The organism is Bradyrhizobium sp. Mp19, assembly GCF_029952935.1.
GTDB lineage: Bacteria > Pseudomonadota > Alphaproteobacteria > Rhizobiales > Xanthobacteraceae > Bradyrhizobium > Bradyrhizobium elkanii.
Genome location: NZ_JASAUT010000001.1, coordinates 544,743 through 570,634, shown reverse-complemented (window position 1 = coordinate 570,634; position 25,892 = coordinate 544,743). Strand labels below are relative to the sequence as shown.

21 protein-coding genes and 1 tRNA gene are annotated in these 25,892 nt (G+C 60.7%); 13 read left to right on the top strand and 9 right to left on the bottom strand.

The genetic code is table 11. From position 1 onward, the window contains the following. Nucleotides 1–14 precede the first annotated feature (14 nt). From QJT82_RS02610 to QJT82_RS02600, 3 genes are all read right to left on the bottom strand, one after another. Complete coding sequence (locus tag QJT82_RS02610; protein ID WP_028343446.1) at nt 15–2,768, bottom strand: NB-ARC domain-containing protein; 2,754 nt, start codon at nt 2,766–2,768, stop codon at nt 15–17. Between the two features lie 83 nt (nt 2,769–2,851). Then, nucleotides 2,852–3,685 carry a helix-turn-helix transcriptional regulator gene (locus tag QJT82_RS02605; RefSeq protein WP_016844883.1) on the bottom strand — a complete coding sequence of 278 codons (834 nt, stop codon included), beginning with the start codon at nt 3,683–3,685 and terminating at the stop codon, nt 2,852–2,854. Between the two features lie 335 nt (nt 3,686–4,020). Then, nucleotides 4,021–5,145, bottom strand: coding sequence for a DUF3800 domain-containing protein (locus QJT82_RS02600; protein ID WP_028343445.1), 1,125 nt, complete (start codon nt 5,143–5,145; stop codon nt 4,021–4,023). 130 nt (nt 5,146–5,275) lie between these two features. On the opposite strand from QJT82_RS02600, the gene QJT82_RS02595 reads away from it, so the two are divergent. The 7 genes from QJT82_RS02595 to QJT82_RS02565 all read left to right on the top strand — a co-directional run bounded on the left by QJT82_RS02595 (nt 5,276) and on the right by QJT82_RS02565 (nt 10,661). Next, on the top strand, nt 5,276–6,043 hold the full coding sequence (locus tag QJT82_RS02595; RefSeq protein ID WP_016844881.1) for a hypothetical protein: 768 nt from the start codon (nt 5,276–5,278) through the stop codon (nt 6,041–6,043). 238 nt (nt 6,044–6,281) lie between these two features. Further along, nucleotides 6,282–6,491, top strand: coding sequence for a hypothetical protein (locus QJT82_RS02590; protein WP_016844880.1), 210 nt, complete (start codon nt 6,282–6,284; stop codon nt 6,489–6,491). Between the two features lie 9 nt (nt 6,492–6,500). Further along, nucleotides 6,501–6,749: a hypothetical protein gene (locus QJT82_RS02585; protein ID WP_028343444.1), complete on the top strand. Its 249-nt coding sequence runs from the start codon at nt 6,501–6,503 to the stop codon at nt 6,747–6,749. Nucleotides 6,750–6,887: 138 nt separating this feature from the next. After that, nucleotides 6,888–7,670 (top strand): DUF5131 family protein, encoded by a 783-nt coding sequence (locus QJT82_RS02580; protein ID WP_028343443.1) that lies wholly within the window; start codon nt 6,888–6,890, stop codon nt 7,668–7,670. A gap of 9 nt (nt 7,671–7,679) precedes the next feature. After that, entirely contained in the window at nt 7,680–8,936 is a 1,257-nt protein-coding gene (locus QJT82_RS02575) for a three-Cys-motif partner protein TcmP (protein ID WP_028343442.1), read from the top strand. 246 nt (nt 8,937–9,182) lie between these two features. Beyond that, nucleotides 9,183–9,428: a hypothetical protein gene (locus tag QJT82_RS02570; protein ID WP_125459155.1), complete on the top strand. Its 246-nt coding sequence runs from the start codon at nt 9,183–9,185 to the stop codon at nt 9,426–9,428. 477 nt (nt 9,429–9,905) lie between these two features. Next, nucleotides 9,906–10,661 carry a hypothetical protein gene (locus QJT82_RS02565; protein ID WP_016844874.1) on the top strand — a complete coding sequence of 252 codons (756 nt, stop codon included), beginning with the start codon at nt 9,906–9,908 and terminating at the stop codon, nt 10,659–10,661. 256 nt (nt 10,662–10,917) lie between these two features. On the opposite strand, the gene QJT82_RS02560 is transcribed toward QJT82_RS02565, so the two are convergent. Next, nucleotides 10,918–13,095, bottom strand: a complete 2,178-nt coding sequence (locus tag QJT82_RS02560) for a P-loop NTPase fold protein (protein WP_028343441.1) — start codon at nt 13,093–13,095, stop codon at nt 10,918–10,920. Between the two features lie 209 nt (nt 13,096–13,304). Then, a tRNA-Glu gene (locus QJT82_RS02555) sits at nt 13,305–13,379 on the bottom strand. Nucleotides 13,380–13,978: 599 nt separating this feature from the next. Between QJT82_RS02555 and QJT82_RS02550 the strand changes: the two genes are divergently transcribed. The 3 genes from QJT82_RS02550 to QJT82_RS02540 all read left to right on the top strand — a co-directional run bounded on the left by QJT82_RS02550 (nt 13,979) and on the right by QJT82_RS02540 (nt 17,082). After that, nucleotides 13,979–14,431 carry a (2Fe-2S)-binding protein gene (locus tag QJT82_RS02550; protein ID WP_028333166.1) on the top strand — a complete coding sequence of 151 codons (453 nt, stop codon included), beginning with the start codon at nt 13,979–13,981 and terminating at the stop codon, nt 14,429–14,431. 1 nt (nt 14,432) lies between these two features. Beyond that, nucleotides 14,433–16,748 carry a molybdopterin cofactor-binding domain-containing protein gene (locus QJT82_RS02545; RefSeq protein ID WP_028343440.1) on the top strand — a complete coding sequence of 772 codons (2,316 nt, stop codon included), beginning with the start codon at nt 14,433–14,435 and terminating at the stop codon, nt 16,746–16,748. A 61-nt stretch (nt 16,749–16,809) separates the two neighbouring features. After that, the gene (locus tag QJT82_RS02540; RefSeq protein ID WP_028343439.1) at nt 16,810–17,082 is read left to right on the top strand and encodes a hypothetical protein; all 273 of its coding nucleotides are present in this window, start codon (nt 16,810–16,812) and stop codon (nt 17,080–17,082) included. Nucleotides 17,083–17,213: 131 nt separating this feature from the next. On the opposite strand, the gene QJT82_RS02535 is transcribed toward QJT82_RS02540, so the two are convergent. The 3 genes from QJT82_RS02535 to QJT82_RS02525 form a co-directional block, all read right to left on the bottom strand. Beyond that, nucleotides 17,214–18,944, bottom strand: coding sequence for a methanol/ethanol family PQQ-dependent dehydrogenase (locus tag QJT82_RS02535; RefSeq protein ID WP_028343438.1), 1,731 nt, complete (start codon nt 18,942–18,944; stop codon nt 17,214–17,216). A gap of 67 nt (nt 18,945–19,011) precedes the next feature. Next, complete coding sequence (locus QJT82_RS02530; RefSeq protein ID WP_028343437.1) at nt 19,012–19,659, bottom strand: Rieske 2Fe-2S domain-containing protein; 648 nt, start codon at nt 19,657–19,659, stop codon at nt 19,012–19,014. Nucleotides 19,660–19,785: 126 nt separating this feature from the next. Continuing rightward, entirely contained in the window at nt 19,786–20,121 is a 336-nt protein-coding gene (locus tag QJT82_RS02525; protein WP_018269854.1) for a hypothetical protein, read from the bottom strand. 21 nt (nt 20,122–20,142) lie between these two features. Here QJT82_RS02525 and QJT82_RS02520 point away from each other — a divergent pair, with 21 nt between their 5' ends. Both QJT82_RS02520 and rpoH read left to right on the top strand, forming a co-directional pair. After that, on the top strand, nt 20,143–21,162 hold the full coding sequence (locus QJT82_RS02520; RefSeq protein WP_245288852.1) for an RluA family pseudouridine synthase: 1,020 nt from the start codon (nt 20,143–20,145) through the stop codon (nt 21,160–21,162). A 216-nt stretch (nt 21,163–21,378) separates the two neighbouring features. Beyond that, complete coding sequence (gene rpoH / locus QJT82_RS02515; protein ID WP_028343435.1) at nt 21,379–22,278, top strand: RNA polymerase sigma factor RpoH; 900 nt, start codon at nt 21,379–21,381, stop codon at nt 22,276–22,278. 715 nt (nt 22,279–22,993) lie between these two features. Here the strand turns inward: rpoH and QJT82_RS02510 are convergent. Further along, entirely contained in the window at nt 22,994–24,433 is a 1,440-nt protein-coding gene (locus QJT82_RS02510) for an IS1182 family transposase (protein ID WP_259242495.1), read from the bottom strand. A 739-nt stretch (nt 24,434–25,172) separates the two neighbouring features. Here QJT82_RS02510 and QJT82_RS02505 point away from each other — a divergent pair. Next, on the top strand, nt 25,173–25,388 hold the full coding sequence (locus QJT82_RS02505) for a hypothetical protein (RefSeq protein WP_018271007.1): 216 nt from the start codon (nt 25,173–25,175) through the stop codon (nt 25,386–25,388). The last annotated feature ends 504 nt before the right edge of the window (nt 25,389–25,892 follow it).

Here is a 25,892-nt window from a genome sequence, read left to right as displayed (position 1 = left end):
CTGGCTTCGGCAAATCATGCCGGCTTTGCACATTCAGCCGCAGCAAGACGCTGCATCAAGACGGCTTTGTACCGATCATTGGTGCAGCTTGCGGCCGCTTCGCGAAGGTCGTCAATCGCCCCTGAGTCACCGAGGTCCACGCGGATATCATATCGAAGTGCTTTGAATGTGCTCAAATACTGACTGGACGAATCGAGCTTCTGGAGCCCGGCGTCCACGGCCTGCAGCGCATCCTGAGCCTTTCCGGCTCCGAGTCTTGCCTTCGCGAGCCAATAGCTGCGCCAAGGCTCCTGCTTGGCCTCCAGCGGCAGCAGCACCGCTTCGGCATCGGCCCATTTTGACAGCTTGACGAGCACTTCGCCCATTTTGCGCAGTTGGAATGGTGAAGGCTTCTCGATCGCCTCGAAGAATCCAAGCGAGTCCTCCAGCATGATCTGACGCTCTTGCTGAGGGATATCTGTATCGCCACCGATTTCGAGCAGGATTTCTCCATAAGCGGAGCGGTCATAGTCCCGCGTCACGTCGGCCACAGAGCGGCGCGGCAGCGAGTTGAATACGCTTTTGAATCGCTGCGGCTCGTTCCATGCCCAGTAGCGGCCGATGACCGCAAATGCCTGATAGGCTTGATCCGCTCCTACCATCGCTGATGTCAGTATCCGCTCCTCGATCATGTCGCCATGGTCGGCGTAAATTAGCCTTTGGCGATCGGGCGGCACTGCGCCGGACAGCGACTCAATGCTGCCGAGCACGATCGAACTCGCAACCTCCTGCGGCTTCTGTTGCGCGGTCTTCAATATCTCCGACACGAGCTGCTGCGCACGATCCGCGTGCTTTCGCTCTCTCGCATACATGCGGACCAGTTGCAGACGCGCGGCCTGAAGCGGAACCGGTCCGGCCAATACGGCCTCGAACACCTTTATCGCTTCGGTGGTCTCGCCAACGAGTTTCAGCGCCTTGCCGCGGTGATGCTGAATTTCGGCCTGCGAACGATCCGTCAATCCGGTCAATGCGGCCAGTTCGTCGAAAATCGGCAGAGCGGAAAGCAAATTGGCTTTGGCGGTATCATACGACGACGGCCGCTCGTGGCGGTAACGAGCCTCGATAGCTTCAAGCGCGACGCTAATAGCGATAGGCTCGGGCGATTGCACGCCGCCCAGGCTTTTCGCATAGGCATGGATGTCGCCCATCAAGGCAGGGTCCACCTCGGCAGGGTCCCAGCCCATTAGCAGGCAATAAAGAAAAGCAGGACGGCGATCGCCCGCGCGAACGAGGCGTTCGAGTACGGCTTTCATTCCGTAGCAGACAGCCACAAGCTCCAAGTCGAGACTGTAGACCGAGCGGATATAGGCCTCGAATGCGTCGCCGAGCTCGCGTTGGCGCGCGTCAGTGAGCAGTTCCGGCGTCGAGCCAAGGCACGAATAGACGATGTCGTGTATCCGCACGCTGGCGCCAGCGTCGGGCGTCGTCAGGCAATAGGTTTGCAGCTTGCGCAGTCCAACGGGCTGGATGGCATGCCTGGCAAATCCGCGATCGCACGTCGGCTGTCCCGCCCAGGCAAATAGCGAAAGTTCGCGATTGAGCGCCGGCATCAACCGGCGAAGGATCCGATCGGCGATGCGCTCCTGGCGGTCGTCAACAAATTCCGCCACGGCCTGGCAGTCGGCAACCAGTTCCTGCCAGCTCGCGGTTCGATCTGAGACTGCGGCATTCATCAACCGCAAGGTCAGTGGATGACCGCCGATCGTCGACCATACCGCGTCGAATACCTCTGCGGGACAGCCGCCATCAATGCCACTGCCCAGCATTTCGCGCGCGTCTTCCGGTTCGAGCGGCGGGATCAAATAGGCATCGGCATCCGCCTGCCGCGTTGTAATGAGGACCTTCGAACCAGTTCCGCACATGCCGACGACGCGCGCCCGGTCGAACACGACCCGAGCATCGTCGAGAACGAGCAGGCATCGCATCGTTCGGAGCAAGGCGACGACGTTCCGGCTGACACCCGACCGCGCCACAGGTAGGCTTGCGAGTTGCTCCAAATGCCTGAGCTGGCTTGCGTCGCACCAAATGATCAGATCGTATTGCTGCCGTTGAGCCGCCGCGACCGCGGCTGCACATTGCGATTTACCGCTGCCACCCATCCCAGCGACCTTGACGCAAGACGAGGCGGCAAGCGCATCCGCGACAGCTTTCTCCACCGCGGGACGCGCCAGATAGCCGTTACCCGGATCGGGCACGAGGTTGCTGGCTTCGTATTCGTCGCGAATCTGCCCCAACGCGGGCAAATATTCGCCGAGCCGCTCGACGACAGCGTCGTTTCCCAGCAGCCGGTCGACGATCGTCTCTGCAATGCGCCTTCCATCATGAAGGTGAATGCTTACGCCATGTTTCGCCCTGTACTTGGCGGCCTCTTCGACCATTTCGCTGTATCGCTTTGGCCCCGCAGTCTCGGTGCATAAGAGGAAAACGTCCTTCGCGTTCGGATGCTTTTTGCGCGCATGCTCGAAATCGTTCCGCGCCTTGTCCATATCGCCATCGAAGTATTTCTTGTCGATCGTATATTCGGCAGCCACATGCCCCTGATCGGATACGGTATCGACCGTGTGTCCGACCGGATTGCCGAGCGCATTGAGCCCGCGATGGCCCAAGGGAACCCCCAAATAGAAGTCGACATAAGCGTTGCCGAACCGCTCGAAGCGCGGCCCCGGCGCGATGACCTCGATGTTTTCGATCAGCCGCTTGACGAATAGATTACGAAGCGTCTCGTTCATGTCAGCAACCCGACATTCGTTCCGTTTGCGTCAGCCACGCCATGCAACGCTCGAACTCCTCAAACCCGGCCATGCTCCCCCATTCAACCGAAGCGCTTTTTCCGCTCGATATTTACCTTCTGAAAGTTCTCTATGAGGCTCATGCCCTCCGCCAGAGCGGACTCGCCGATCTTGATCGCGGCTTCCAGCTCCGAGTAAGGCACGCGCTTTGCGACCGGCTCGTTCAACTGCAAGCCCTTCAGCAATTTGGCCGCCGCAGTCGGCACGAACACCGCGCCGTGCTTCTCGTCCGGAATCATCGGCGTGTGGCAGGCGATGTTCCTCCACTTGTATACGCGCTCGACCTTCTCGACATACATCCGCACCGGCTTTTGCCAGCGTGTTTGCGCGATAAACGTCGACCGCTCCTTCAGCATCTCGATCTTGCGCACCGTATCCAGCGTAGCGATCACGGCCTCGAGCATGGGCGACTCGACAAGATGGAGCAGTTGTATAAGTACGTGATTGAGCTGGCTGTCGATCGCGCTTGCGAGCAAGACCACTTCGCCGACGGTGCCATAGGCTGCGCGGAATCCCGCGGCCTGATATTCAGCGGACGCCGCCTTGTCATTACCGTCGTCAGTGCGCGCTTTCTGGAACACCGGGGCACCGGTCAGGCGGCCGACGCGAACCAGTTCAATCGCATCATCGCGAACGGATGACGGTGCCAGCATGGGCTCCTTTCGGTCCGCCGCGATCATGAGCGCGACTCGCTCAGCCGCCAGTCGATGAATAAACCGATACTCAGACTCTCCCGACTCGATGCTTTGATAAGCGCGCAGCGCCATGCCGAGGGCGTCGGCCATCTGTTGCTGCGTAAGCCTCATCTCCTTACGGAGGTTGGCAAGGTCTTCCTTCAAGAACGTATCTTGGCTCATTCGCCTCCGGCACCTACTAAAATCCAGCGCGGACCGGAGCGAGTTTGGACCTCGCCCCGGCCTGTTGCGATATCGCGCCGGCAATATCGACTTATGCATAAATTGCGCTACTGGTCAACTGATACGCTGTTTCCGCGTACTCCAGTCCACCGCAAGAATTACGATTGGCCGCGCACGTTCACCACTACAGCGGCACAACGGGCAACCATCGCATCAAGCCAGCCGCGAGATCGCGGACGCGCTTAGATGGTAGAGTCTGGCGCCTTCGCAGCTACTTCTCGACAGGTATGTTTTTCACGTTATCCCGACTGCTCGCCGCTGCGCGTTGACGGTTATCATGCGGCGTGGGCCCCGTCGTAGAAGCGCAGGAATAGGTCCAATTTGTCGAGATCGTGCAGGCTCGAGACATGATTCAGAAAGGCTATGTTGGCCACGTGCGAAGCAGAAATCAGATCGCGCAGCAGCTCGGCATTCTGCAAGCTGGTGCCGGCTAGACCGGCGCGATCCGCCGCAATCTCCTCCGCAGCCGTTTCCGTGAAATAGGTGTGCATCTTGCCTAGCACGCCCACGACGATATCGGAGAGCTGGATGCCGGGTTCGGCCTTGGAATCCGCGAAGCGATAGTGAGTGACCGGCTTGCCACCGCTGGTGAGCGGCGTGCGTTCAAAACGGTCGCGGATCGACTCCTCCATGTCGAGGACGTGTGCGGAATTTTTGAATATGGCAATCCTGCCCATGTAGAAGGTACTGAAGTCATCGATGAGCAGATGGGGCGGATAGCCTTCGATGAAATCAAGACTCTCCAGGCTCCGGCCGGCCTTGAGCACGTTCTTTAACATGCGTGCATTGACCGGTGACAGCACGTCAACGCTATGGTTCAGCAGATCGACGAGTTCATTCAGGAACGGCTTGCGATGTTCCGGGACCAGGTCGGGATAATTATAGCGATAGAACAGATTGATCGTTGCCGCGAGATAGCTTCTCAGGACCGCGGCCAGGTCGCTCTTCAGCAGCGCATGATATTGGATCAGCACAGGATCGCGGAGTTCGGACAAAATAGAATCGATGATATCGACGATCGACCAATAGAGCGGGTCGAGGTCATGATAGTGGATCATCAAACCGTTGTCGGCAATCCAGCGCAAAACCGTCGTCAGCTTGGCAGAGCGCAACACCGCAAGAAAGTCGCCCTTCGCAACGTGCTTAAGCTTGATTTCGGGCGCCGACTTTTGAACGCGCATGGCCGCACGCAAGGGCTCGATGTCGATGGCACGAGGCGCCCCTTCGTGCACGACACCGCCCAGAACGAAGACCTTCAGTTCGGCGACGTTCAAGCCTTGGACGCCGACATGCAGCTTGATGATATTGTTGGTCTCGTCGTGATAGAACGTATAGCTCTCATCGGCCTTAGTGAGCCCGTACAGCCGCATCTGGGAATTTCTGAACTCGTCGATATCCACCGCCAAACGCCTCCGAGCTTCGGCCAGTTTCAAATATAGCGAGCGACTCGGTCCCAAGCGAGAACGACAGCATCAGCCGATGCGCGCGCAATCGCCTTGCGAAAGTCAGCGCAGGCTGCGATCTTCAGCCATGGACATGAACAAACAAGACACTTGGCCTGACGAGCTGCTCGATCATCTCCGGCGGCATCAGGCCGTTTTTCGCGCCTGGGAGCTTCAAAAGATCGGTGCGCAAGGCGGCGAGTCGGTGTCCGGCCCCGACTATGATCGCGCGCTGGGCGAGCTGCGCAAGGTCCTCAACAACTACACCCTCCACGGCTATCATTGCACCCGGCTGATCCGACCAGAAATCGCACGGATACGATCGTCAGGCATGCAGTTGCCGAACGAGGCGATGCTTCACCAACGCATCGAGAGTTTGCGCGACGGCGGCCTGCTGGATGCCGCGAACGCGGCCGAGCTGATAGCCGACAATGAGGCCGCCGAGAAGAACCGGGCCGGCCGCATCTGGTTCTGCTTCTTCCCGCCGAACCTGGACAGCGAGACCGGGCTTTCGGATCTTCTGAGTTACTGGGGTGGCGAGTCTCTTTATAATTCGCACGATACGCATGCCGTTCGTGGCCCGCTCCTTGCCGGCATCGGCACGCCTTGCCTGGTTGAGGCCGAGGTGCCGATCTCAAGTCTCCGAGGGCCGTCATTTTTGGACATGAAAGTGGCGCGGCAATTCCTGATCTGGAACGGTTTGCAGACGAGTGAACCTGTTCTGCACACCGACTGCGCCATAGAGCCGCTGCCGGCGCGAAGTATTTTGCGCATTATCGAATTCCCGGGCTCGGATTTCACCGCCCTCACCGGCTGCGACGCCTGGCAAAAGCAATTGACGGTTGGCCGCGGCTGAAATTCAACGACGCAGCCGAGATCAAGGCCCTCACCCGTCGCATCGGCGCGCTTGACGCTGCGCGCAACACCGCGGCGGTCGAACAAGAGCGCCGAAACGTCGGACAAGGCCTTCGTCCGGATAACATAATACTCGGAATTTTCCCGGATCAGGCTCCAGGGCGGGGTGAAACGGCAGCTTGACTTCATGAGAACAAAATAAGAACATAGGGCCAGCCCGGTCAATCAGGGACGGCGCCATGTCCTCGGAATCTCAGCCGAACGCACAAGGCGCGGATGATCTCGAGGCTGCCGTCGACGAGGCGATCGACACATGCGGCAGCGATCTGCGCGCGACCATTCGCGCGCTCATCGTTGCGAACAGCTATTTGGAATCCGAGAACGAGGCATTGAACAAGGCGGTCTCGCACGCCTTCATCCGCGGGCGATTTCGCACATATTCCGGCTAGGAGCATACCATGACGCAAGTGACCTACTTCGTGGCATTGCCCTTCGTCGCTGCCGACGACGGCATCGTGGCCGGCGAGCCAACCGAATGCTTCAACTCGACGGCGGTCGTCATGCGCGCGGAAGCTTTGTCGCGCAAACCGGGACATGTCGGAGCTGTCGACTTCAGCCGTACAGGTGATCCCGCCACCGGCGACTTCGGCGATGCAAAGATCATCAGGAAGTTCGGCGACGTACCGGACGATCTCAGCGCATTGTAGGCAGCGAGAGGTTCACACGAAGCGAGCTACTGATAAGAATTGCTTTGTTTTTTCGATCCTGCTGAAGGCATTATTGAGTTGGTGAGGACTTCTCTTTAGTTTGATATACTTCTCACTCTAGTAACTTCGAGTAGTCGCATGGCCGAGACGCATATTGAATGGACCGATGCAACGTGGAATCCCGTCGCGGGCTGCTCCATCGTCACGGCCGGTTGCACGAATTGCTATGCAATGCAGATGGCCAAGCGTCTCGAAGCCATGGGCGTCGAGAAGTACGAGGGTCTAACGCGGCGCAGCGGCAAGCGGACCGTCTGGAACGGCGTGGTCAGGGAGGATCGAGCGGCGCTCGACATACCTTACGGGTGGAAGAAGCCGAAGAAGATATTCGTCAACTCAATGAGCGATCTGTTCCACGAGCAGGTCACGGATCAGTTCATTTTGGATGTTTGGAAGGTTATGCGGGCGACCCCGCAGCACAACTATCAGATTCTCACCAAGCGCCCGCGGCGCATGGCTCAACTTGTCGCCGATCGGGTGGACACGATTCTCCCGAACGTCTGGCTTGGGACCAGTATTGAGAACGCGGAAGTGCGCGATCGTGCCGACGATCTTCGCGCCGTACCGGCCGCAATCCGCTTCATTTCATTCGAACCCCTGATCGGACCGGTCGGCCCGATTGATTTAAAGGACATCGATTGGGCCATCGTCGGCGGAGAAAGCGGCAGTGCGGCAAGGCCGATCAGGGAAGAGTGGATCGACGAAATCTATGCGCAGTGCGTGCGGCAACGAACGGCCTTCTTCTTCAAGCAGTGGGGAACATGGGGCAAAGACAACAAGCGCCGCTCAAAAAAGGCGAATGGACGCGAATATCGCGGTCAATTTTGGGATCAGATGCCAGAACACGCCATGGGCGCCGGCTAGTGGGGGAGAATGGTTGAAAAGCCTTATCAGTGGCCTGACGGTGCAAAGCTTGAAGAGCATTCAAAGCGCAAACACAAAATACTTAGAGAATATTTCTCTCGCTACCTGACCGTTCGCTGCCAACTGCCTCAACAGGAGAAATTCCGGCTGGCCATCGTCGAAGGATTCGCCGGCGCCGGAAAATATAGCTGCGGCGCCCCCGGCTCGCCGTTGATCTTCCTCGAGGAGCTGAAGGCCGCGGTGGAGCGGTTCAACATCTACAGATCCGCCAACGGTCTGAAACCCCTTGAAATCGAGTGCTTGCTCATTCTCAACGACGCCAGTCTGCAAGCGATCGAGATTCTGAAGACCCATGTCGCCCCGCTTCTTGCCGAAGTGAGGCAACATCATCCCAAGCTGCACATCAGCGTCGAATACAGAAGCGACGAATTCGAGACGGCTTATCCCGGCATCAAGCAGTCGCTGCAACAGGGCCGATTTCGCAACGTCGTATTCAATCTCGACCAATGCGGACACAGTCGCGTCAATCGCTCGACGCTGATTGACATCATGCGCTCCTATCCGTCGGCCGAAATCTTTTACACTTTTGCAATCGAGTCTCTGCTCGCGTTTTTGCGGGCAAAAGAGCCGACGGCACTGGCGTCGCAACTCGCCGCCATCGACCTGAGCGAAGCCGACTTAAAGAACCTCGAAGGCGGCATGAACAAGAAGACCTGGCTTGGCGTTGCCGAGAAGTTGGTCTTCGGCGCATTCTGGAGCTGTGCCCCCTTCGTCAGCCCGTTCTCGATCAACAACCCGGATGGCTGGCGATATTGGCTGATCCATTTCGCGAACTCGTACAGGGCACGGCAATGGTACAATGACATACTCCATGCAAATAGCAGCTTTCAGGCGCATTACGGACGGTCAGGCCTGGATATGCTTTCTTACGATCCCACTCACGACAGCGGTGCTCTCTACCTTTTCGATATGTCTGGACGAGCCTCCGCCAAAGATCAGCTCACGGCAGACATTCCGCGTCTTGTATCGGAATTCGGCGACGCGATAGAGGTCGGCACGTTTTATGAGAGCATCTACAACGCCACGCCTGCCCATACCGACGACATCCATTCGGCAATCATCGATAACCCGGACCTCGAAGTCATCACCGAGGCCGGCGGCGAGCGCCGAAAGGCGAATACGATCATCGCCAGCGATGTTATTCGTATCAAAACCCAGAGAAGCTTCTTTCCTATGTTCTCAATCCCGCCGAAGCCGCGCTCGTAGCGGCATCACCGGTGCGGCGGGACGTTCGTCGATCAAGCGCCAGTTCGTGGGCTAGATCTTTCTTACGACGCGCGCGCCGATTGCGGCCAACGGACACGACGAGATTGTGCTATAATTCATACCCCCTCTTGATTCGGAGGGGCATCGTTGCTCGGAGCCGCACTCATGCCAACACTCCAAGTACATCCGATCGTGCGTTCTTTGCCCACAATGAGCGGCGCTCTCTATGGCGTCCTGAGACAAGACATGAGCGCGCGTGGCCAGCGGCTTCCAATCGTTCTTTATGAAGGGATGATTTGGGACGGGCGGGCTCGCTATGCCGCCTGTCGGACGCTCGGGGTCAAGCCTTGGCTGGTGCCGCTGCGGCGCGAAGACCCGATGCCGCACTATGTCAAGGCCAACTACCAGCGGTGCGGTGAGCCCAACTCCGCGGAGCGCAACGCGGTTGTCGAAACCTTGATGCCCGCCGGCAGTCCTGAAGGGCGGGCCTAATTCAATGCCCGACGAAAGGCCTGGCTTCAGACGGCCCGAGCTGAATTCCGGGACTTCATACGCGAACGGCCGCAGCCATGTGTGATATGCGGATCCGGAAGTTACTCACGCGCATCATTCGTTTCCGCTCGCGCTTCAGTTCGAATGCGGCGTCGACGATGCCATCCATGATTATCAGTGGCTTTGTCCCAAACATCATAATCGCGTGCATGTTCTTTTAGGTGGCTACCTGCTCGAAACCCGCGATCTGTCGTTCCTTGACTGCATCCCCGACCGCGACGCCACGGAATGGGTTGCGATCGAGAACTCGGCCCGAAAAGGAATCGATCTTTGCTGCGAGGCGCTTGGACGGACACCTGGCGAAACCGTCCGGCGAAGATACGATCCGCCCTATGCGTGGTTCATGCTTCGAAACTACGCGGCGATGTTTCCGGCAGAGGACTGGAGACGATTGGCGGCGTAGACGGCGGGCGAACCATGAAACGATGCTTCCTGCACGGCCATGGCGCTTGCGAAGGCAAGATTTCCAGCGAGCACTATATCTCGCGCACCGTTCTTGACGCGATCGGCGGCGGCGGTGCCGTTCATGTTGGAGGACTTCTGTGGCAGCCGCCGGATACGTTTCAGAGCATCGGGATCAACGCGCTTGTCGCAAAGGTCTTGTGCGAAAAGCACAACGCCGGACTGAGCCAACTGGACAAGGCGGCCGGCAGATTGTTTCGCGCGATCGACGGCGTAGATAAGCGTCCGGAAGCCACACATCCTCTGACACAGGTCGACGGCAATCTGATCGAACGATGGTTTTTGAAGCTCTACTGCGGCCTCGCGGCCGCCAAAAGCAGCGACACGGCTATTCCGGACACATTGCTGCGTCTGTTGACTGGCGAGCGGTGGCCCGAAGGATGGGGACTGTACGTCCCCTTTCCGGCCGCCCCTCTGACGCTCGCAACGGAGTTCTACTATGAGGCGCTAAACGCCCCGACAGGCGAAATCAAGGGCATCAAGCTTCGCGTCGCGGGCGTCCACTTTAACCTTTTGCTGGGACGGCCCGACAATCCGACCGCGTGGGGATTGCATCGACCGCGCGGATTGATCTTCAACAACGGCTCCTACGAAAAGCGCATCGAACTCTTATGGCCTGTCGTGAACGACCGGGCTGTCATCTATACGCGGACAGGTCAGAGCAGCGACCGCCCGCCCCAGTGGAGCGGCTGGCGTGAGACCTGCGCATAGCGATCCACTGTTAGCGCCTTATTCAACGCGGCTGGAAATGTATTTGGCGTTGCGTCTTGCAGCTATGATGGCGCGACTGATATCGCCTTCGTAACGCCAGCCACGGCACTGTTCGAGATCGAAATTCCCGAACATATAACCGATGGCCTCAAACAGGGCCGACCGTAACTCTTTGAGAGCTGGCGGCACGGGGACAGATCGCAGTGGACCGTCGCCCCCGGAATAGAGAAGCATCTGAGCTTGCGCGACGATTGGCTTAGTCGCGCGGATTCTTGTCTCGACGGCGCCAGGCTTCAAGAAACTCGTGGATCGCTGCGCCGTCATCGTCCGTTGCGTTGCGCGCATCCAGCTCCTCAACGCGGGATCTGAAAGCCGCCAGATCAAGAACTTTATCGAGGGAATCGACACCCGCCCGCGTATGACGCTTGGCTACAATGTCACCAAGACCGGACATGCCCATACCCTGGCTCCACGAATAGGTCGTGAACGCCCGCGCGAAGGTGACGATTGCAGCATCATTTTTGAATTGCTCCGCGGTCCATGCTTTGACCTCTGCGCCGTCATCCTTTGCCAGGTCGCGCCAGTCGAATAGCAACCGCGCCAATCGCCTGGCCTTCAGCAATTCGCCGGATTGGCTTGCAGCCCGTATGCGGTTGAGCGTCAAGGCTTCCAGCGCAACGGCGTCTGCCTCCGTCGTGAGACAATTTGATTCAGGTTCGGGCGCCCTGCCGTTGACCGGATAGTAATCGCGATAGGCGGAGCTGGAAAAATCGGCGAGCCAAGCCAACCCGGCTTTAGAACAAGCCTCGACAAAAATGGCGGAACGCGTTGCTAGATCGAAGCGCTCCAAGGTCAACCGACGCAGCAGCCAGTGAATGCGGAGCACATTGTCGGCGACCGAAAAGGCCTTCGCCCGGTCTCCCGGAACATCGACTTCGTCCCCAAGCTCGAACACCGCCGTTAAAAGTGGACCGACATCCTTGTCGGCGACATCGCCAGCATGGATAGTCATTTCGTCCAGCAGGAGCTGGGCCTTCGTGGTCCCATCTTTGCGCGCGACGGACAAAGCCGCTCGAAGGGTAGCTTGCACGAAAGCAGCATCGGATGCCCTGGCGATGATACTTTTTATCTCCTCCCGAGGAAGAACGTCGTCTCCCACGGAGAAGCGGAAATAAGAACCGAAATGCTCCTTCGTGCATACGCGGCGCTCGCGCACCCATTCGCTGTCCGAACCCTCACCGTAGTGAAGGTTATTCCACACGCTTTCGAGACGCGGAAAAAGCCGCATCAGCACTCGTCGCAAGCGCGGGCGGTCGATCTCCTTTACCGAGCCGAGCAGCAGGCTATCGATCTCACTTGCTCTACCCCGTCCGTCTCCCGTGCCTCGCGGCGCCAAACCGCAGAGTTCGCCTTTGTTTGCGCGAATGACACGGTAGACTTCGCCCCGAAGAAGCCGCAGCGTTTCGAGGGCGACAAAGTCCGCAAGATCGACCTCGCTGCCGACGGCAGCCCAAGTGACGGCCAGCGCATTCATCAGACGAATGAGATCGCGCGGCGTGCGGATTTCCGGCGCGATGACTTCGTAGAACACATTCATAAAGCGCTTGAGCTGCTCCTCAGGGGGAGAGCCGCATAGGGTGCCAATCTGGCGCAGCAGTTCCTGATTGAGATCGGCGGCTTGAGGCAGCGGTAGATCAAAGCCCGCCTGAATGATCTTTTCGAGATAATGCGGCCCCTCTGAAGGAAACCGCTCCGAAACGATCCCCTCGGCAAGCTCGCGATCGAAGACAAGCAGGTAGATGACGTTTGGTAAACGGCCCACTGACTTCACGAGACGAAAGATCAGAAGAGCCTCGTCCGGTGACAGGCGGTCGATGTCGTCGATTACGATGAGGAAGCGCTTCTTCTGGGCCCCCAGCGCGGCAGTCAACTCGGCATGAAGTTTTTCAACCGTGTCCTCGGTATGAATCAGATCGGCGAGCCACGCAAGGCCCGCTTCGGCGGCCTTGCCGGCTCCCTTGTATCCCGCAAGATCAGCAGCAGCACCGACAAGGGCGCCGGTTCGCAGCAACTGAGCCCCGATCTTTGGCAGAGCTTTCTTGAAGCGGTCGCCGAGCGATGGGCCGAGGCCCGCGTAAAGCTCGCGAAAGAAAGCCAGCGCCAAGGCCTCCTCGCCACGAAACCACCAGCAGGCGAAGTTCACGATGGCGATTTCGTCCGCGGCAACGGCGTCTTTCAAATGATGCAGGATAAGATTTACGGCACTGCTTTTGCCCGATCCCCAAGGACCATTAAGCGCGATCACCGTGCCTTCCGGCGCTTTGATCTTGCGAATGGATGATGCAAGCGCCTGCGCAAAAGGATCGATACCGAACCTGTCTTCGGCGGGTTGCTTGATCGGCGCATCGTTAGGCGATGGATTGAATTCGGACATGTTCACCGCGAGCAACGAATAGTCGCAGCGCCAACTCTGGCTGGCGCTGACCGCGATCCGCTTTGTGCGTCACGTTGGTACCAACTATGGCAGAGAGCTAGGCGATCGCATCACTGAATTAGTGTGGCGGAGTTCGCCAACGTTCGTCGGCGCTTATTCAACGGATATTCGACGAGTTTTCGATGAAAGCTCTAAGGCATTGAAATGATTGGCGCTCCCTAGGGGAATCGAACCCCTGTTTCAGCCTTGAGAGGGCCGCGTCCTAACCGCTAGACGAAGGGAGCGTTGAGAGGGAAGGCAATAGCCTCGAAATCCGGCGGCCGCAAGATGCCTTGTGCGCTGCGGCGGGGATTTTGTCGGCCATGCTTTACGAACGCCCCCGGGGCATCCGGCGCCATACCTTCGGATTCCGGGTTCATCGCTGCGCGATGCCCCCAGGTGCGCAATTGCGCACAGGGGAATGACGGTGTCAGACGAGACGGTGCCGGGCGAGATGCCGCGCTTGCTTGCCCGAGCGCATCGCACCTGCACGCTACAGTGGCACCGCCCTCGCGATTGCATGATGGCCACCCTGAGATGTCATGTCTTGATCGTGCACGGCCCTGCTTTCGCCAAATGGCAATGCAAAACACTTGGCTGTGAAGTCACCCGGCGTCCGTCTCTGCTAACATCGCAGCCCTTCACCATGCTGCGCCCCGCACGGCGCCGGACAAGCGAGAGGAGTGCTTGGAACAAAGCGCAAGCGCTTGACGGCCTTGGCGCACGGCAAATTTGGCTCACGAATATCTTGGCACAACAAACATCAGCGCGGTCGCAGGCGATGGAAGACGTTCCGCACCTCGCGCCGCACCGGTCAATAGCTTAAGCAGAGCGAGGACAGACCATGATCAAACTAAAAATCAACGGCCAGGAACAGAATTGGGACGGCGACCCGGATCTTTCGCTGCTCTGGTATCTCCGTGACGAAGCAGGCCTCACGGGTACCAAGTTCGGCTGCGGCCAGGCGCTGTGCGGCGCCTGCACCGTGATCGTCGACAAGGAGGCGGTCCGCGCCTGCATCACCTCGGTGTCCGACGTCGTCGGCCGCGAGGTCACCACCATCGAGGGGCTGCATCCGACCGGCGACCATCCGGTGCAGAAAGCCTGGCGCCAAGTCAACGTGCCGCAGTGCGGCTACTGCCAGGCCGGCCAGATCATGCAGGCCGCGGCGCTGCTGGACCAGAACCCGAAGCCCAGCCACGACCAGATCCGCGAAGCCATGGCGGGCAATATCTGCCGCTGCGGCTGCTACCAGCGGATCGAGAATGCCGTCCATCTCGCATCGACGGGGGTGTGACATGAATATCCGCACCAATCCCAGCAAGCTTCGCGGCTTCGAGAAGCACGTGAAGGTCGAGAACGTTTCGCGCCGCAGCATCCTCAAGGGGCTCGGCATCGCCGGCTCTTTCGTGCTCGCCGCGCCTGTGATGACGCGCCAGGCGTTCGCCTATGAGACCGGCGCCGGCAAGATGCCGCACGGCGTCGTGGTCGATCCGCGCGTGTTCGTCGCGATCGCCCCCGACGGCATCGTCACCATCCTGGCGCACCGCTCCGAGATGGGCACCGGCGTGCGCACCAGCCTGCCCTTGATCGTCGCCGAGGAAATGGAGGCCGACTGGTCGCGCGTCCATGTCCAGCAGGCGCATGGCGACGAGGTCAAGTTCGGCAACCAGGACACCGACGGCTCGCGCAGCACGCGGCATTATCTGATCCCGATGCGCCAGATCGGCGCCTCGGCGCGCTCGATGCTGGAAGCCGCCGCCGCCAAGAAATGGGGCGTGCCGGTGACCGAGGTGAAGGCGCAGAACCACGAGGTGGTGCACAGCGCGAGCGGCCGCAAGGCTGGCTTCGGCGAACTCGCGGCCGACGCCGCGAAAGAATCGGTACCGAGCGTCGAGGGCCTCAAGCTGAAGGACCCCAAGGACTTCCGCTATCTCGGCAAGGGCCAGGTCTCGATCGTCGACCTGCACGACATCACCACCGGCAAGGCGCATTACGGCGCCGATGTCCGGCTACCCGGCCTGAAATACGCCGTGATCGCGCGTCCGCCGGTCACCGGCGGCAAGCTCAAATCGTTCGACGACAGCGCGGCCAAGAAGGTGCCGGGCGTCGAGAAGGTGATGGAGGTCAAGGGCTGGCCGTGGCCGTCCAAGTTCCAGCCGCTCGGCGGCGTGGCCGTGATCGCGCGCAACACCGGAGCCGCGATCAAGGGCCGCGACGCGCTGAAGATCGTCTGGGACGACGGCGCCAACGCCAAATACGACTCCGTCACCTATCGTGCCTCGCTGGAAGAGGCCGCGCGCAAGCCCGGCCTCGTGGTGCGCAAGGAAGGCGACGCCGATGCGGCCCTGAAGAGCGCCGACAAGGTGATAACCGGCGAGTATTACCTGCCGCATCTCGCCCATGTCAGCATGGAGCCGCCGGTCGCGGTTGCCGACGTCAAGGGCGACAAGGCCACGATCTGGGCGCCGGTGCAGAGCCCCGGCGGCACCCGCGAGGATGTCGCCAAGACGCTCGGCATCCCCGAGGACAATGTCACCGTCAACGTGACGCTGCTCGGCGGCGGCTTCGGCCGCAAGTCGAAATGCGACTTCGCGCTCGAGGCGGCATTGCTGTCGAAGGAGCTCGGCGCGCCGGTCAAGGTGCAGTGGACCCGTGAGGACGACGTCCATCACGACTTCCTGCACACGGTATCGGTGGAACGGATCGAGGCCGGTCTCGACAAGAGCGGCAAGGTGATTGCGTGGCGGCACCGCAGCGTGGCGCCGACCATCGCCTCGACCTTCGCCGCCGGCGCCAATCACGAGGCGCCGTTCGAGCTCGGCATGGGCCTGATCGACAACCCGTTCGAGATCGCCAACCTGCAATGCGAGAATCCGGAAGCGGCCGCGTTCACGCGGATCGGCTGGTTCCGTTCGGTCTCCAACATCCCCCGCGCCTTCGCGGTGCAATCCATGGTCGGGGAAATCGCCCATGCGACGGGCCGCGACCAGAAGGAGATGCTGCTGGAGCTGATCGGAAGTCCGCGGATCGTCAACCTGTCCTCGGTGAAGGATCCCTGGAACTACGGCGAGCCCTATGACAGCTACCCGATCGACACCGCGCGCTTACGCAAGGTGGTCGAGCTGGTCGCCGAAAAGGGCGAGTGGGGCCGCAAGGTGCCGAAGGGCCACGGCCTCGGCATCGCGGTGCATCGCTCGTTCGTCAGCTACATCGCGACCATCGTCGAGGTGGCGGTCGACGACAAGGGCAAGTTCTCGGTGCCGCGGGTCGATACCGCTATCGATTGCGGTACTTACGTCAATCCGGAGCGGATCCACTCGCAGATCGAGGGCGCTGCGATCATGGGGCTGAGTCTGGCCAAATACGGCGAGATCAGCTTCAAGGACGGCAAGGTGCAGCAGGGCAATTTCGACGACTTCCCGGTGATCCGGATGGACGAGTCACCGATAATCACCAACGTCTACATCGTGCCGCCCGGCGCGGACACCCCGCCGAGCGGCGTCGGCGAGCCCGGCGTGCCGCCGTTTGCGCCGGCCTTGATCAACGCGATCTTTGCCGCGACCGGAAAGCGCATCCGCGCCCTTCCGATCGGCAAGCAGCTGGAGACGTGAGGCTGGAACGTTAGGCGAGACGGGCCGTTCTCATCGATCGCGCTTTAGAGAGAGCAGATCGATGAGAACCCCGCCTCAGACATTCGGGACGCTCGCGGCAGCCTTGTCCGCGGGCGTCTTTCTTTTTGCGACACAGGCTGCGCTCGCACAGTCGGACTCGCCGCCGAAAGCGACCGCGACGCGCCCGGCCAAGGTGCTGCCCGACCAGACGTCAGTTCCGAGCAGCGGCCCGCCGTCGACCACCGGTCAGACCACCGGCGAAGCCAGCCGCGACCCCACGATCAGGCAGATGAACGACGACGAGAAGCGGAAGGTCGACACCAAGGGCAAATAAAGCAAGCGCAGACCGGGAAGCGGCGGTCTCCCCAGCCGCCGCTTCCCGATCGCATCGCCCCCTGTCGCTGAGTCCGACAAAAGCTTGGGAGCATGATCCGATTCAATCGGATCACGCTCCTGATTGCGCGCTTACTTCTTGTCGAGCGCGAACACCCAGATCACGCCGCCTTGCGGGACGTTGTTCTCGAAGCCCTTGACCTTGCCGGCCAGGGCATCCTGGATGCGTTGCGCGTCGACGCCCCAGCCCGACTGGACCGCGATGTATTGCGTTCCGTCGACCTCATAGGACATCGGCATCGCCATGATGCCGGAGTTGGTCTTCTGCTCCCACAACAGCTCGCCGGTCTTGGCGTTGAAGATGCGGAACATCCGGTCATTGGTGCCGCCGGCGAGAACCAGGTCGCCCGCGGTCGCCGTCACCGATCCGAACAGCTGCGAGGTCTTGAAGTCGTGCTGCCAGACCTTCTTGCCGGTGGCCGGATCCCACGCCTGCAACTCGCCGAAATGATCGGCGTTCGGTGCCGGCGTCAGTCCGATGTCCTCCGGCTTGGTGCCGAGCCAGAGCTGGCCGGGCACCAGCGGCTGCTTCTCGCCCGTGAAGCCGCCGCAGAAATTCTCGTTGGCGGGAACGTAGACGAGCTTGGTGCTCTGGCTGTACGCCGCCGACGGCCAATCCTTGCCGCCCCACAGCGACGGGCAGAACTCGACCCGCTTGCCGATCACCGGCTTGTGCTCGGGATCGACGATCGGCCGGCCGGTCTCGGCCTCGATGCCCTTCCAGACATTGGTCTTCACGAACGGCCAGCCGGACACGTAATTGATCTTGTCGGGCTTGTTCTCGAGCACCCAGAAGATCGCGTCGCGTCCCGGGTGGATCAGACTCTTGAACGTACGTCCGTCACGCTGCAGGTCGACCAGCATCGGCGCGTCGACCTCGTCCCAGTCCCAGGAATCGTTCTGGTGATACTGGAAGTGCTTCTTGATCTTGCCCGTCTCGGGATCGAGGCCGATCACCGAGCTGGTGTAGAGGTTGTCGCCGGCGTGAGCCGAGCCCGGCCACGGCGCAGCGTTGCCGACGCCCCAGAGGATCGTCTTGTTGTCCTTGTCGTAGGTGCCGGTCATCCAGGCCGACCCGCCGCCCGACTTCCAGTCGTCGCCGCTCCAGGTCTCGTGCCCGGGCTCGCCTTCGCCGGGGATGGTGAAGGTGCGCCAGAGCTCCTTGCCGCTCTCGGCATCGTAGGCGACGACATAGCCGCGCACGCCGAACTCGCCGCCGGAGCCGCCGACGATCACCTTGCCGTCGATCACCAGCGGCATCAGCGTCAGATACTGGCCCTTCTTGTAGTCCTGGACCTTGGTGTCCCAGACCACCTTGCCGGTCTTGGCGTCGAGCGCGACGACATGGTCGTCGGTGGTGGCGAAGTAGACCTTGTCCTGCCACAGGCCGACGCCACGGCTGGTCGGGTGCAGCTGGAACAGATCGTCGGGAAGCTGCCGCTTGTAGCGCCAGTACTCCTCGCCGGTCTTGGCGTTGAGCGCGATCACCTGCCCCATCGGGGTCGCGGCGAACATCACGCCATTGTTGACGATCGGCGGCGCCTCATGGCCCTCGATGACGCCGGTCGAGAAGGTCCAGACCGGCTTGAGGTCCTTGACGTTCGAGGTGTTGATCTGGTTGAGCGGACTATACCCCTGTCCGTCATAGGTCCGGCGATACAGCATCCAGTTGCCGGGTTCGGGATTTTCGAGACGCGCCGAGGTCACCGAACTGTAGTTTTCGATCGGCCCCGCGACGGCATAGGTCGAAATGAGGCACGTGAATGCGACACAACTCGACAGTAACCACTGCTTGCTTGTCATGAGATGCTACCTCCCTGCTCTGTTTTGATTTTTTCAGTTTAGGTCATGCAGAAATCCCGATGTGGCCTCATCCTCCCTGCTGAGCACCCACCTTTCCGACGAATGGCGCTGCGACCGTGATCGCGCCGTCGGCAACCGTCAGCGGCAATGCCGCGAGGCGACGTGGCGCCGGCCCGAACACGACCTGCGCATTCTGCCGCGGATCGTATTCGGAGTTGTGACAGAGACATTTCAGAACGTTCTTGTCGCCCTGCTCTTCCTTCAACCAGGCGGTGATCGGACATCCGGCATGCGTGCACACGACCGAGTAGCAGACGATGCCGTCGGGGGCGCGGGCGCGCGTGGCATCGTCGAGCTCGCTCGGATCGAGCTTGACCAGCACGACCTCGTTCAGCCGCGAGCCCTTGCGGACGACCGAGGTGTTCGGGTCCTGCGGCCAGGCGCGAATGGGCGGGCCGCCTAGGGTCAGATCTTCCGACTTGATGACCTGGCCCGCCTTGTCGCCTTCGGCGCGCACGAGCCGATCGGCTTTTTGCGGCCGCTCATTGGCGCCGGGCTGTTCGTCATCGTCGGCGGCCGCAGGCTCGATCGCGGCGAGGCAGGCGCAGCTCGCGAGCGCGGTCAACACCGCGCGGCGCGTCGGGTCGGCGCACGAGCCCGACGCATCGGACTCACCAGACTGTTCGATGGAAGCGCTCGGGTTGGATCGCGACATGGCGCAAGCTGAACGTGCAACTCGGCCGAAAAGATGGCGGCACACCTTCTCGATGCACGAACGCATGCGCAAAAAATACGCTGCAGCTTTCGGTTGATCGACGGCGCAGCTTCGCGATTGCTGCGATCAGGGTTCGTTGACGAAGCTCAGCCTGCCGACAGGTTTCAACGTCTTTGCATCAAATGTGCGGATCTCTGTTGCACCGCCCACATCAAGCGTGAGGATCAATCGCTCGCCGGCGACACCGGTGGCGACGATGCGCGCGCCTTTCGGCAGCGCAGCAGTGACGTCGGAAACGGAAACGGGGCTTCCCTCGCTGCGATAAAGGCGGTAGCCGATGGCAATCAATACGACGGCCACGGCCAGTGCCGAGGTCAGGCCCGCGATCAGCATCATGCGCCGCACCCGCGCGATCAGCGCGGCCTGGTCGGGGGTCGGTTCGGTCACAGCGGTGTCGGTCATCACAAGGCTCTATCTTTGCAAGTGTCTTCGCAACAAGTCTCTTCGAATGGCGGTCGGAAGCTGGAGGTCGTCGTCGCCGGCGACGAGGGTTCGGCCCGGCTTGACCGCGTGCTCGCGCAGCGCAGTCCCGCGCTGTCGCGGTCCCGGCTGAAGGCGCTGATCCTCGCCGGTTCCGTGACCGTCAAGGACGCCGTCGTCCGCGACCCCGCTTATCATGTCGCCAAGGGCGATACGATCATAATCGACGTGCCGGAGGCCGCGCCCGCCGAACCCCAAGGCGAAGACATCGCGCTCGATATCGTGTTCGAGGACGACGACATCATCGTCATCGACAAGCCGAGGGGCCTCGTCGTGCATCCCGCCGCCGGCCACGCCAGCGGAACGCTGGTCAACGCGCTGATCGCGCATTGCGGCTCGAGCCTGTCCGGCATCGGCGGGGTCAAGCGGCCGGGCATCGTGCACCGCCTCGACAAGGACACCACGGGGCTGATGGTGGTCGCCAAGAACGACCAGGCTCACCAGTCGCTGACCGCGCAGTTCGCCGACCATGGGCGCACCGGCCCGATGGAGCGCGGCTACATGGCATTCGTCTGGGGCGTGCCGAACCGGCCCCACGGCACGATCGACGCGCCGATCGACCGCCACCCGCACGCCCGCGAGAAGATGGCGGTGCGCCAGGGCGGCCGCGAGGCGATCACCCATTTCGAGGTGCTCTCGAGCTTTGCCGGCCGCGACGGCAAGCCGGTCGCCTCGCTGCTGGCGTGCCGGCTCGAGACCGGGCGGACCCATCAGATACGGGTGCACCTCGCCCATCTCGGCCATCCCCTGCTCGGCGACAGCGTCTACGGCGCCCACTTCAAGACCAAGGCCGGGCAGCTCGGCGCGGAAGGTAAGGACACACTCACCGCGCTCGGCCGGCAGGCCCTGCACGCCTATCTGCTGGCATTGGAGCACCCCCGGACCGGAGAACTTTTGCACTGGGAGGCGCCTTTGCCGGAGGATTTGCTTCTTCTGCAACGGGCGCTGGAAGCGGCGGTATGACGCACCCCTCCCGGAAAAGCCGCGTTATGACAACAGGTTATACCTGCCACACGGGGACGTGACGTCAGCAATCCTTCCCTATCACGGACAGTTTGGTGTATGTTGCACCTGCGCTGAATATCCAGCGCGGAACATCGCAGCATGGCCGGCTTTAACCCAGCGGCCACCTGCCGGGCCCGCCGCTATCGGGGGCCTGAACCACTGGAGGGCGCTCAAATGGCCCGTACAGCTACGTTGCCGGTCCTCAATGGAGAATCCGGCCTCTCTCGATACCTCGCCGAGATCCGCAAGTTCCCGATGCTGGAACCCCAGCAGGAGTACATGCTCGCCAAGCGTTGGCGCGAGCATGACGATCGCGACGCGGCGCATAAGCTCGTCACCAGCCATCTCAGGCTCGTGGCCAAGATCGCCATGGGCTATCGCGGCTACGGCTTGCCGATCTCCGAGGTCGTCTCGGAAGGCAATGTCGGCCTGATGCAGGCGGTGAAGCGATTCGAGCCCGAGAAGGGCTTCCGTCTCGCCACTTACGCCATGTGGTGGATCAAGGCGTCAATACAAGAGTACATTCTGCGTTCCTGGTCGCTCGTGAAGATGGGCACCACCGCGAACCAGAAGAAGCTCTTCTTCAATCTGCGCAAGGCGAAGAGCAAGATCTCCGCCCTGGAAGAGGGTGATCTCCACCCCGACCAGGTCAAGCTGATTGCCAAGCGCCTCGGCGTGACCGATCAGGACGTGATCGACATGAACCGCCGCCTCGGCGGTGACGCGTCGCTCAACGCCCCGATCCGCGACGACGGCGAAGCCGGCGAATGGCAGGACTGGCTGGTCGACAACTCGCCCAACGCCGAAGCCCTGATGGCCGAGAGCGAGGAGTTCGATCATCGCCGCCAGGCTTTGAACGGTGCGATCGGCGTGCTCAACCCGCGCGAACGCCGCATCTTCGAGGCGCGGCGTCTGGCGGACGAGCCGATGACGCTGGAAGACCTCGCCGCCGAGTTCGGCGTGTCGCGCGAGCGCGTGCGGCAGATCGAGGTCCGCGCGTTCGAGAAGGTGCAGTCGGCCGTCAAGGGCACGATCGCCCGGCAGGAAGCCGCCGCTCTCGAAGCCGCGCACTGATCGCGCAGCAGTGAGCCAATAGACACGAAAGCCGGCGGCAACGCCGGCTTTTTTGTTGTTTGCAAAGTGGGTATCGGCACGCACCTCGATCCGGGGCGTGTGGCCATCAATCCGCCTGCCGGCGAATGTCCGCATCAGCCTCGGGTGCGGACACGCGAGGCGCACTTGGTCATGTCGGCTAAGGGCCAAAAGGCGAAGCCAATTTGAGGCGTTTGACTAAGACTATTTAGAGAATCGCGTGCGACTAGCTTGGGAATGGAATGGATCGCTACCCTGGCTTTCGTCGGCTTTTGTTATTGGCGCGTAGCACGAGCACGCGAACGGACTGCCGAACTCGCAGCAACGGGAATTCTACGCTCGCCTTTGTATTGGGTCTCGAACGCGCTCGTCGCCGTCCTGTTGGGCTTGGTGCTCTACATTGCCCACACTCACAATCAACAATCGCCAGTTCCGGCTTCTCTGTGGTGGGCCGCCCTCGCCATCATTGTGGCTTTGCTTTTCCTGCGCCGCGCGTTGAAATGGCGTTACCCCGTATAGGCAACGCATCTTATTTCCGCTTTGGGTCAGGCCTTCGATCGCGACCGAACCCAGGGGCTTCCGGTTCACTTCGGAGAGCCGACCTTCTCGAAGGTCATTCAGACTTCAGCTATGGGCCTTGGCCGTGTAAAAACGGCCTTGCAGGGCAGTCAATCTTGAAGCCAAAACTGGGCCAGCGTCAGGCCGCGATCGCGGCGATCAGCGGCCTGATCCCGAGGATATTCATTGCTCGGGTCAGATTATAGGCCAGGACCGAGAGGGCCATCTCGGCGGCTACCTTTGGGAGAGTTTTGGTCAGGAAGTGCGTCGCTCCCATGCGTGCCTTCATCGTGCCGAACGGATGCTCGACAGTCTCGCGACGAAGGCGCATAGCAAGCGGGTTCGCATCGAGCCGCTGCTGCACAGCGTCGAGCAGATCCTCGTGCTCCCATCGCGTGATCCGTCGCTCTGACCCGGGCGTGCACTGGGGTTTGATCAAACAATTCTTGCAGGCGTTGGTCCAGTAGCGCCGCAGCGTCTTGTCGGCTTCTTCGTTTGTATAGCGATACGGCAATCGCTCCCCGGCCGGACAACGATAGGCGTCTTCCTCCGGTAAATAGACAAAGTCCTGCTTACCGAAGCGTCCGTCCGACTTGGCGCCCGAAGTCATCGGCTTGGGCAGAGTTACCGTGATGCCGGCCTCGTGGCAGGCGAGGATCTCCGGGCTGCTGAAGTAGCCGCGATCGGCAACGGCCTCGAGCGTCTCAGTCTTCAGAACAGCCTTCGCCTGCCTGGCCATATTGGCAAGTTGTGCCCGATCTGAGCCGCTGTTCGTCACCTCATGCGCGATGATCAGGTGATGGTCGGTGTCGACTGCGACTTGGACATTGTAGCCGACAACGCCGGATCCGCGGCCACTAGTTGCCATCGAACGGCTATCCGGATCTGTCAGGGAGATTTGCTGATCCGGCGAAGCAAGCATCTGCTTCTCGTAGGCAGCAAGCTTGCCCATCTCCCCCTTCAGCTTCGTCAGCTTCTCGGTAAGCCTCGTCACCTTCGCCGCCAGCGCCTCGCTCGGCTCCTGTCGATCGGCCGTGTCAAGTTGGCTCAGATAGCGCGCGACGCTCTCCTCCAACTGAGCACGTCGCCGCTCCACCTTCGCGCGCGTGAAGTTCCTGTCCCGGTTGTTCACGGCCTTGAACTTGCTCCCATCGATGGCGACGCTCGCCGCCATGAGAAGACCCATCCCGCGGCAGAGCTCGACAAAGCGCGCACAGACCTTACCCAGCCCCAGGCTGTTGTCCTTGCGGAAGTCCGCTATCGTCTTGTGATCGGGAGCAAGCCGACCCAGCAGCCACATCACCTCGATGTTGCGTCCGGCCTCTCGTTCCAGCCGCCGGCTTGACTGCACCCGGTTCAGATAGCCGTAGATGTAAAGCTTCAGGAGAACCGAGGGGTGATACGACGGCCGGCCAGTCGCTGCCGGCGTAACTCCACCGAAGCACATCTCGGCCAGATCAAGCGCATCGACAAACTCGTCGATCGCGCGAACAGGGTTGTTCTCGTCAATGAAATCATCGAGGCATTCAGGCAGCAGCGTCCGTTGCCCACGATCCGCCCCCTCAACGAAGCGCCTCATCGATTCCCCCTCAGAATCACGGGAGAATCATAACAGCGGCACTATGTTTTCACACAGCCAGGGCCAGTTGCAGACTGGTCGGCGGTCAAAGGCTAGTCTGGGGTTTCCCGGCTCATTCCGATTGCATGGAATGTCTTTCCGCAAAGGGGTCGACGGCCCGAAGATGTTCACCGATGCCTGCAAGCTCGGCTACGAGGGCGTGTGTCGAAAGATGCGCGCTGCCTTCGAATAGGGGTCGAAGTGAGGCTGGTTGATCATGGGCGGCCTATATTGGCGCCCGCAGAGCTTGGGGACATCAGCCACTCGGCCAGATGAGCCGCCGCTTCGTCGCGCTGGGATCATTTTGAACGAGCGCAGGCAATACTCGAGAGCGAGCGCGGCCCTTGGATCAGCGAAATTCGAACTGAGCCTTGTCGAACAACGGAACCGGCCTGTCGCAGAGCCACCCTTGTCGACAATTACGCGAGCCCCCTGTCTCGGGAATTGCCATCTATTCCAAAAAAAATGGCTTCAGCCGAAGGCGCTGAAGCCAAGTCTCCGCTTTGGTCGTCGCCGGCGACGGTAGCGTTCGACGCCGGCAGAGTAAAACCGCCGCTTCATCCTGCCGTTCCTATTGCAACTTATTCCCGCCATGGCCTGCCGAAAAATCCTGCAGCGCAAGGTCGAATTCAAGGAACGGCTAGCTCTTGGAAATGATTAAGCTCACACGGCTGCAACTGCACAGGTGCGATGGACTAAGATGTACAAAGACTCGATCATGGACGAGTTGCGGCAGATTGAACGTGATGTTGTGGAGGGAGAAAAACGGCTCGCGGAGCAGGAGGCGTTGCTGATCGAGTTGAAGCGGTCAAACGAAAGCACCATCAAGGCTCAAGCTCAGTTCGAGATGATGCGAAAAGCTCAACTTGACCGCGAACAGCGTCGACAATGTCTGCTTTCTCTTTTGCATCCGTGATCTAGGCAATTTGCTGCATCTCGCGGGACAGTTACCACCTAAAGAAAATCAGCAGCCCCGCCAACGATCCAGAGCGGCGAAAATCCGAGTAACATTGACGTCCAGAACCGCAGTTCTCGTTTGAGCCGGCCGCGAAAGACGACACAGGCATTTCGGAGCCGTTCAACCTGGGTCCGGCTAATCAAGCATGGCGCTGAGCCGCAATACTGAGAAATCCGACGATCAGAGTCCAGTCTCGGCGCTCTTCTGTCATAGCTTGCCTTCACGAAAGCGAACTGCCCAATGCCCCGGGAGAGCACTGAGCCCGATGCCCGTCCCACCTCCTGAGAGCAACCTCCCTTGCAACTCCACAAATTGCCACTTGTTCCTGAAAGTAAAACGGCCTCAGCGCGGTAGGAATCGCTGAGGCCGCGCTTTGCTTACATACTGCGGCGTCAGACGTTGTGGGGCGGGATCAGCGCCTGGCTTGAGAGTAACCCAACTTCGTCAGGCCCGCTCCTATGA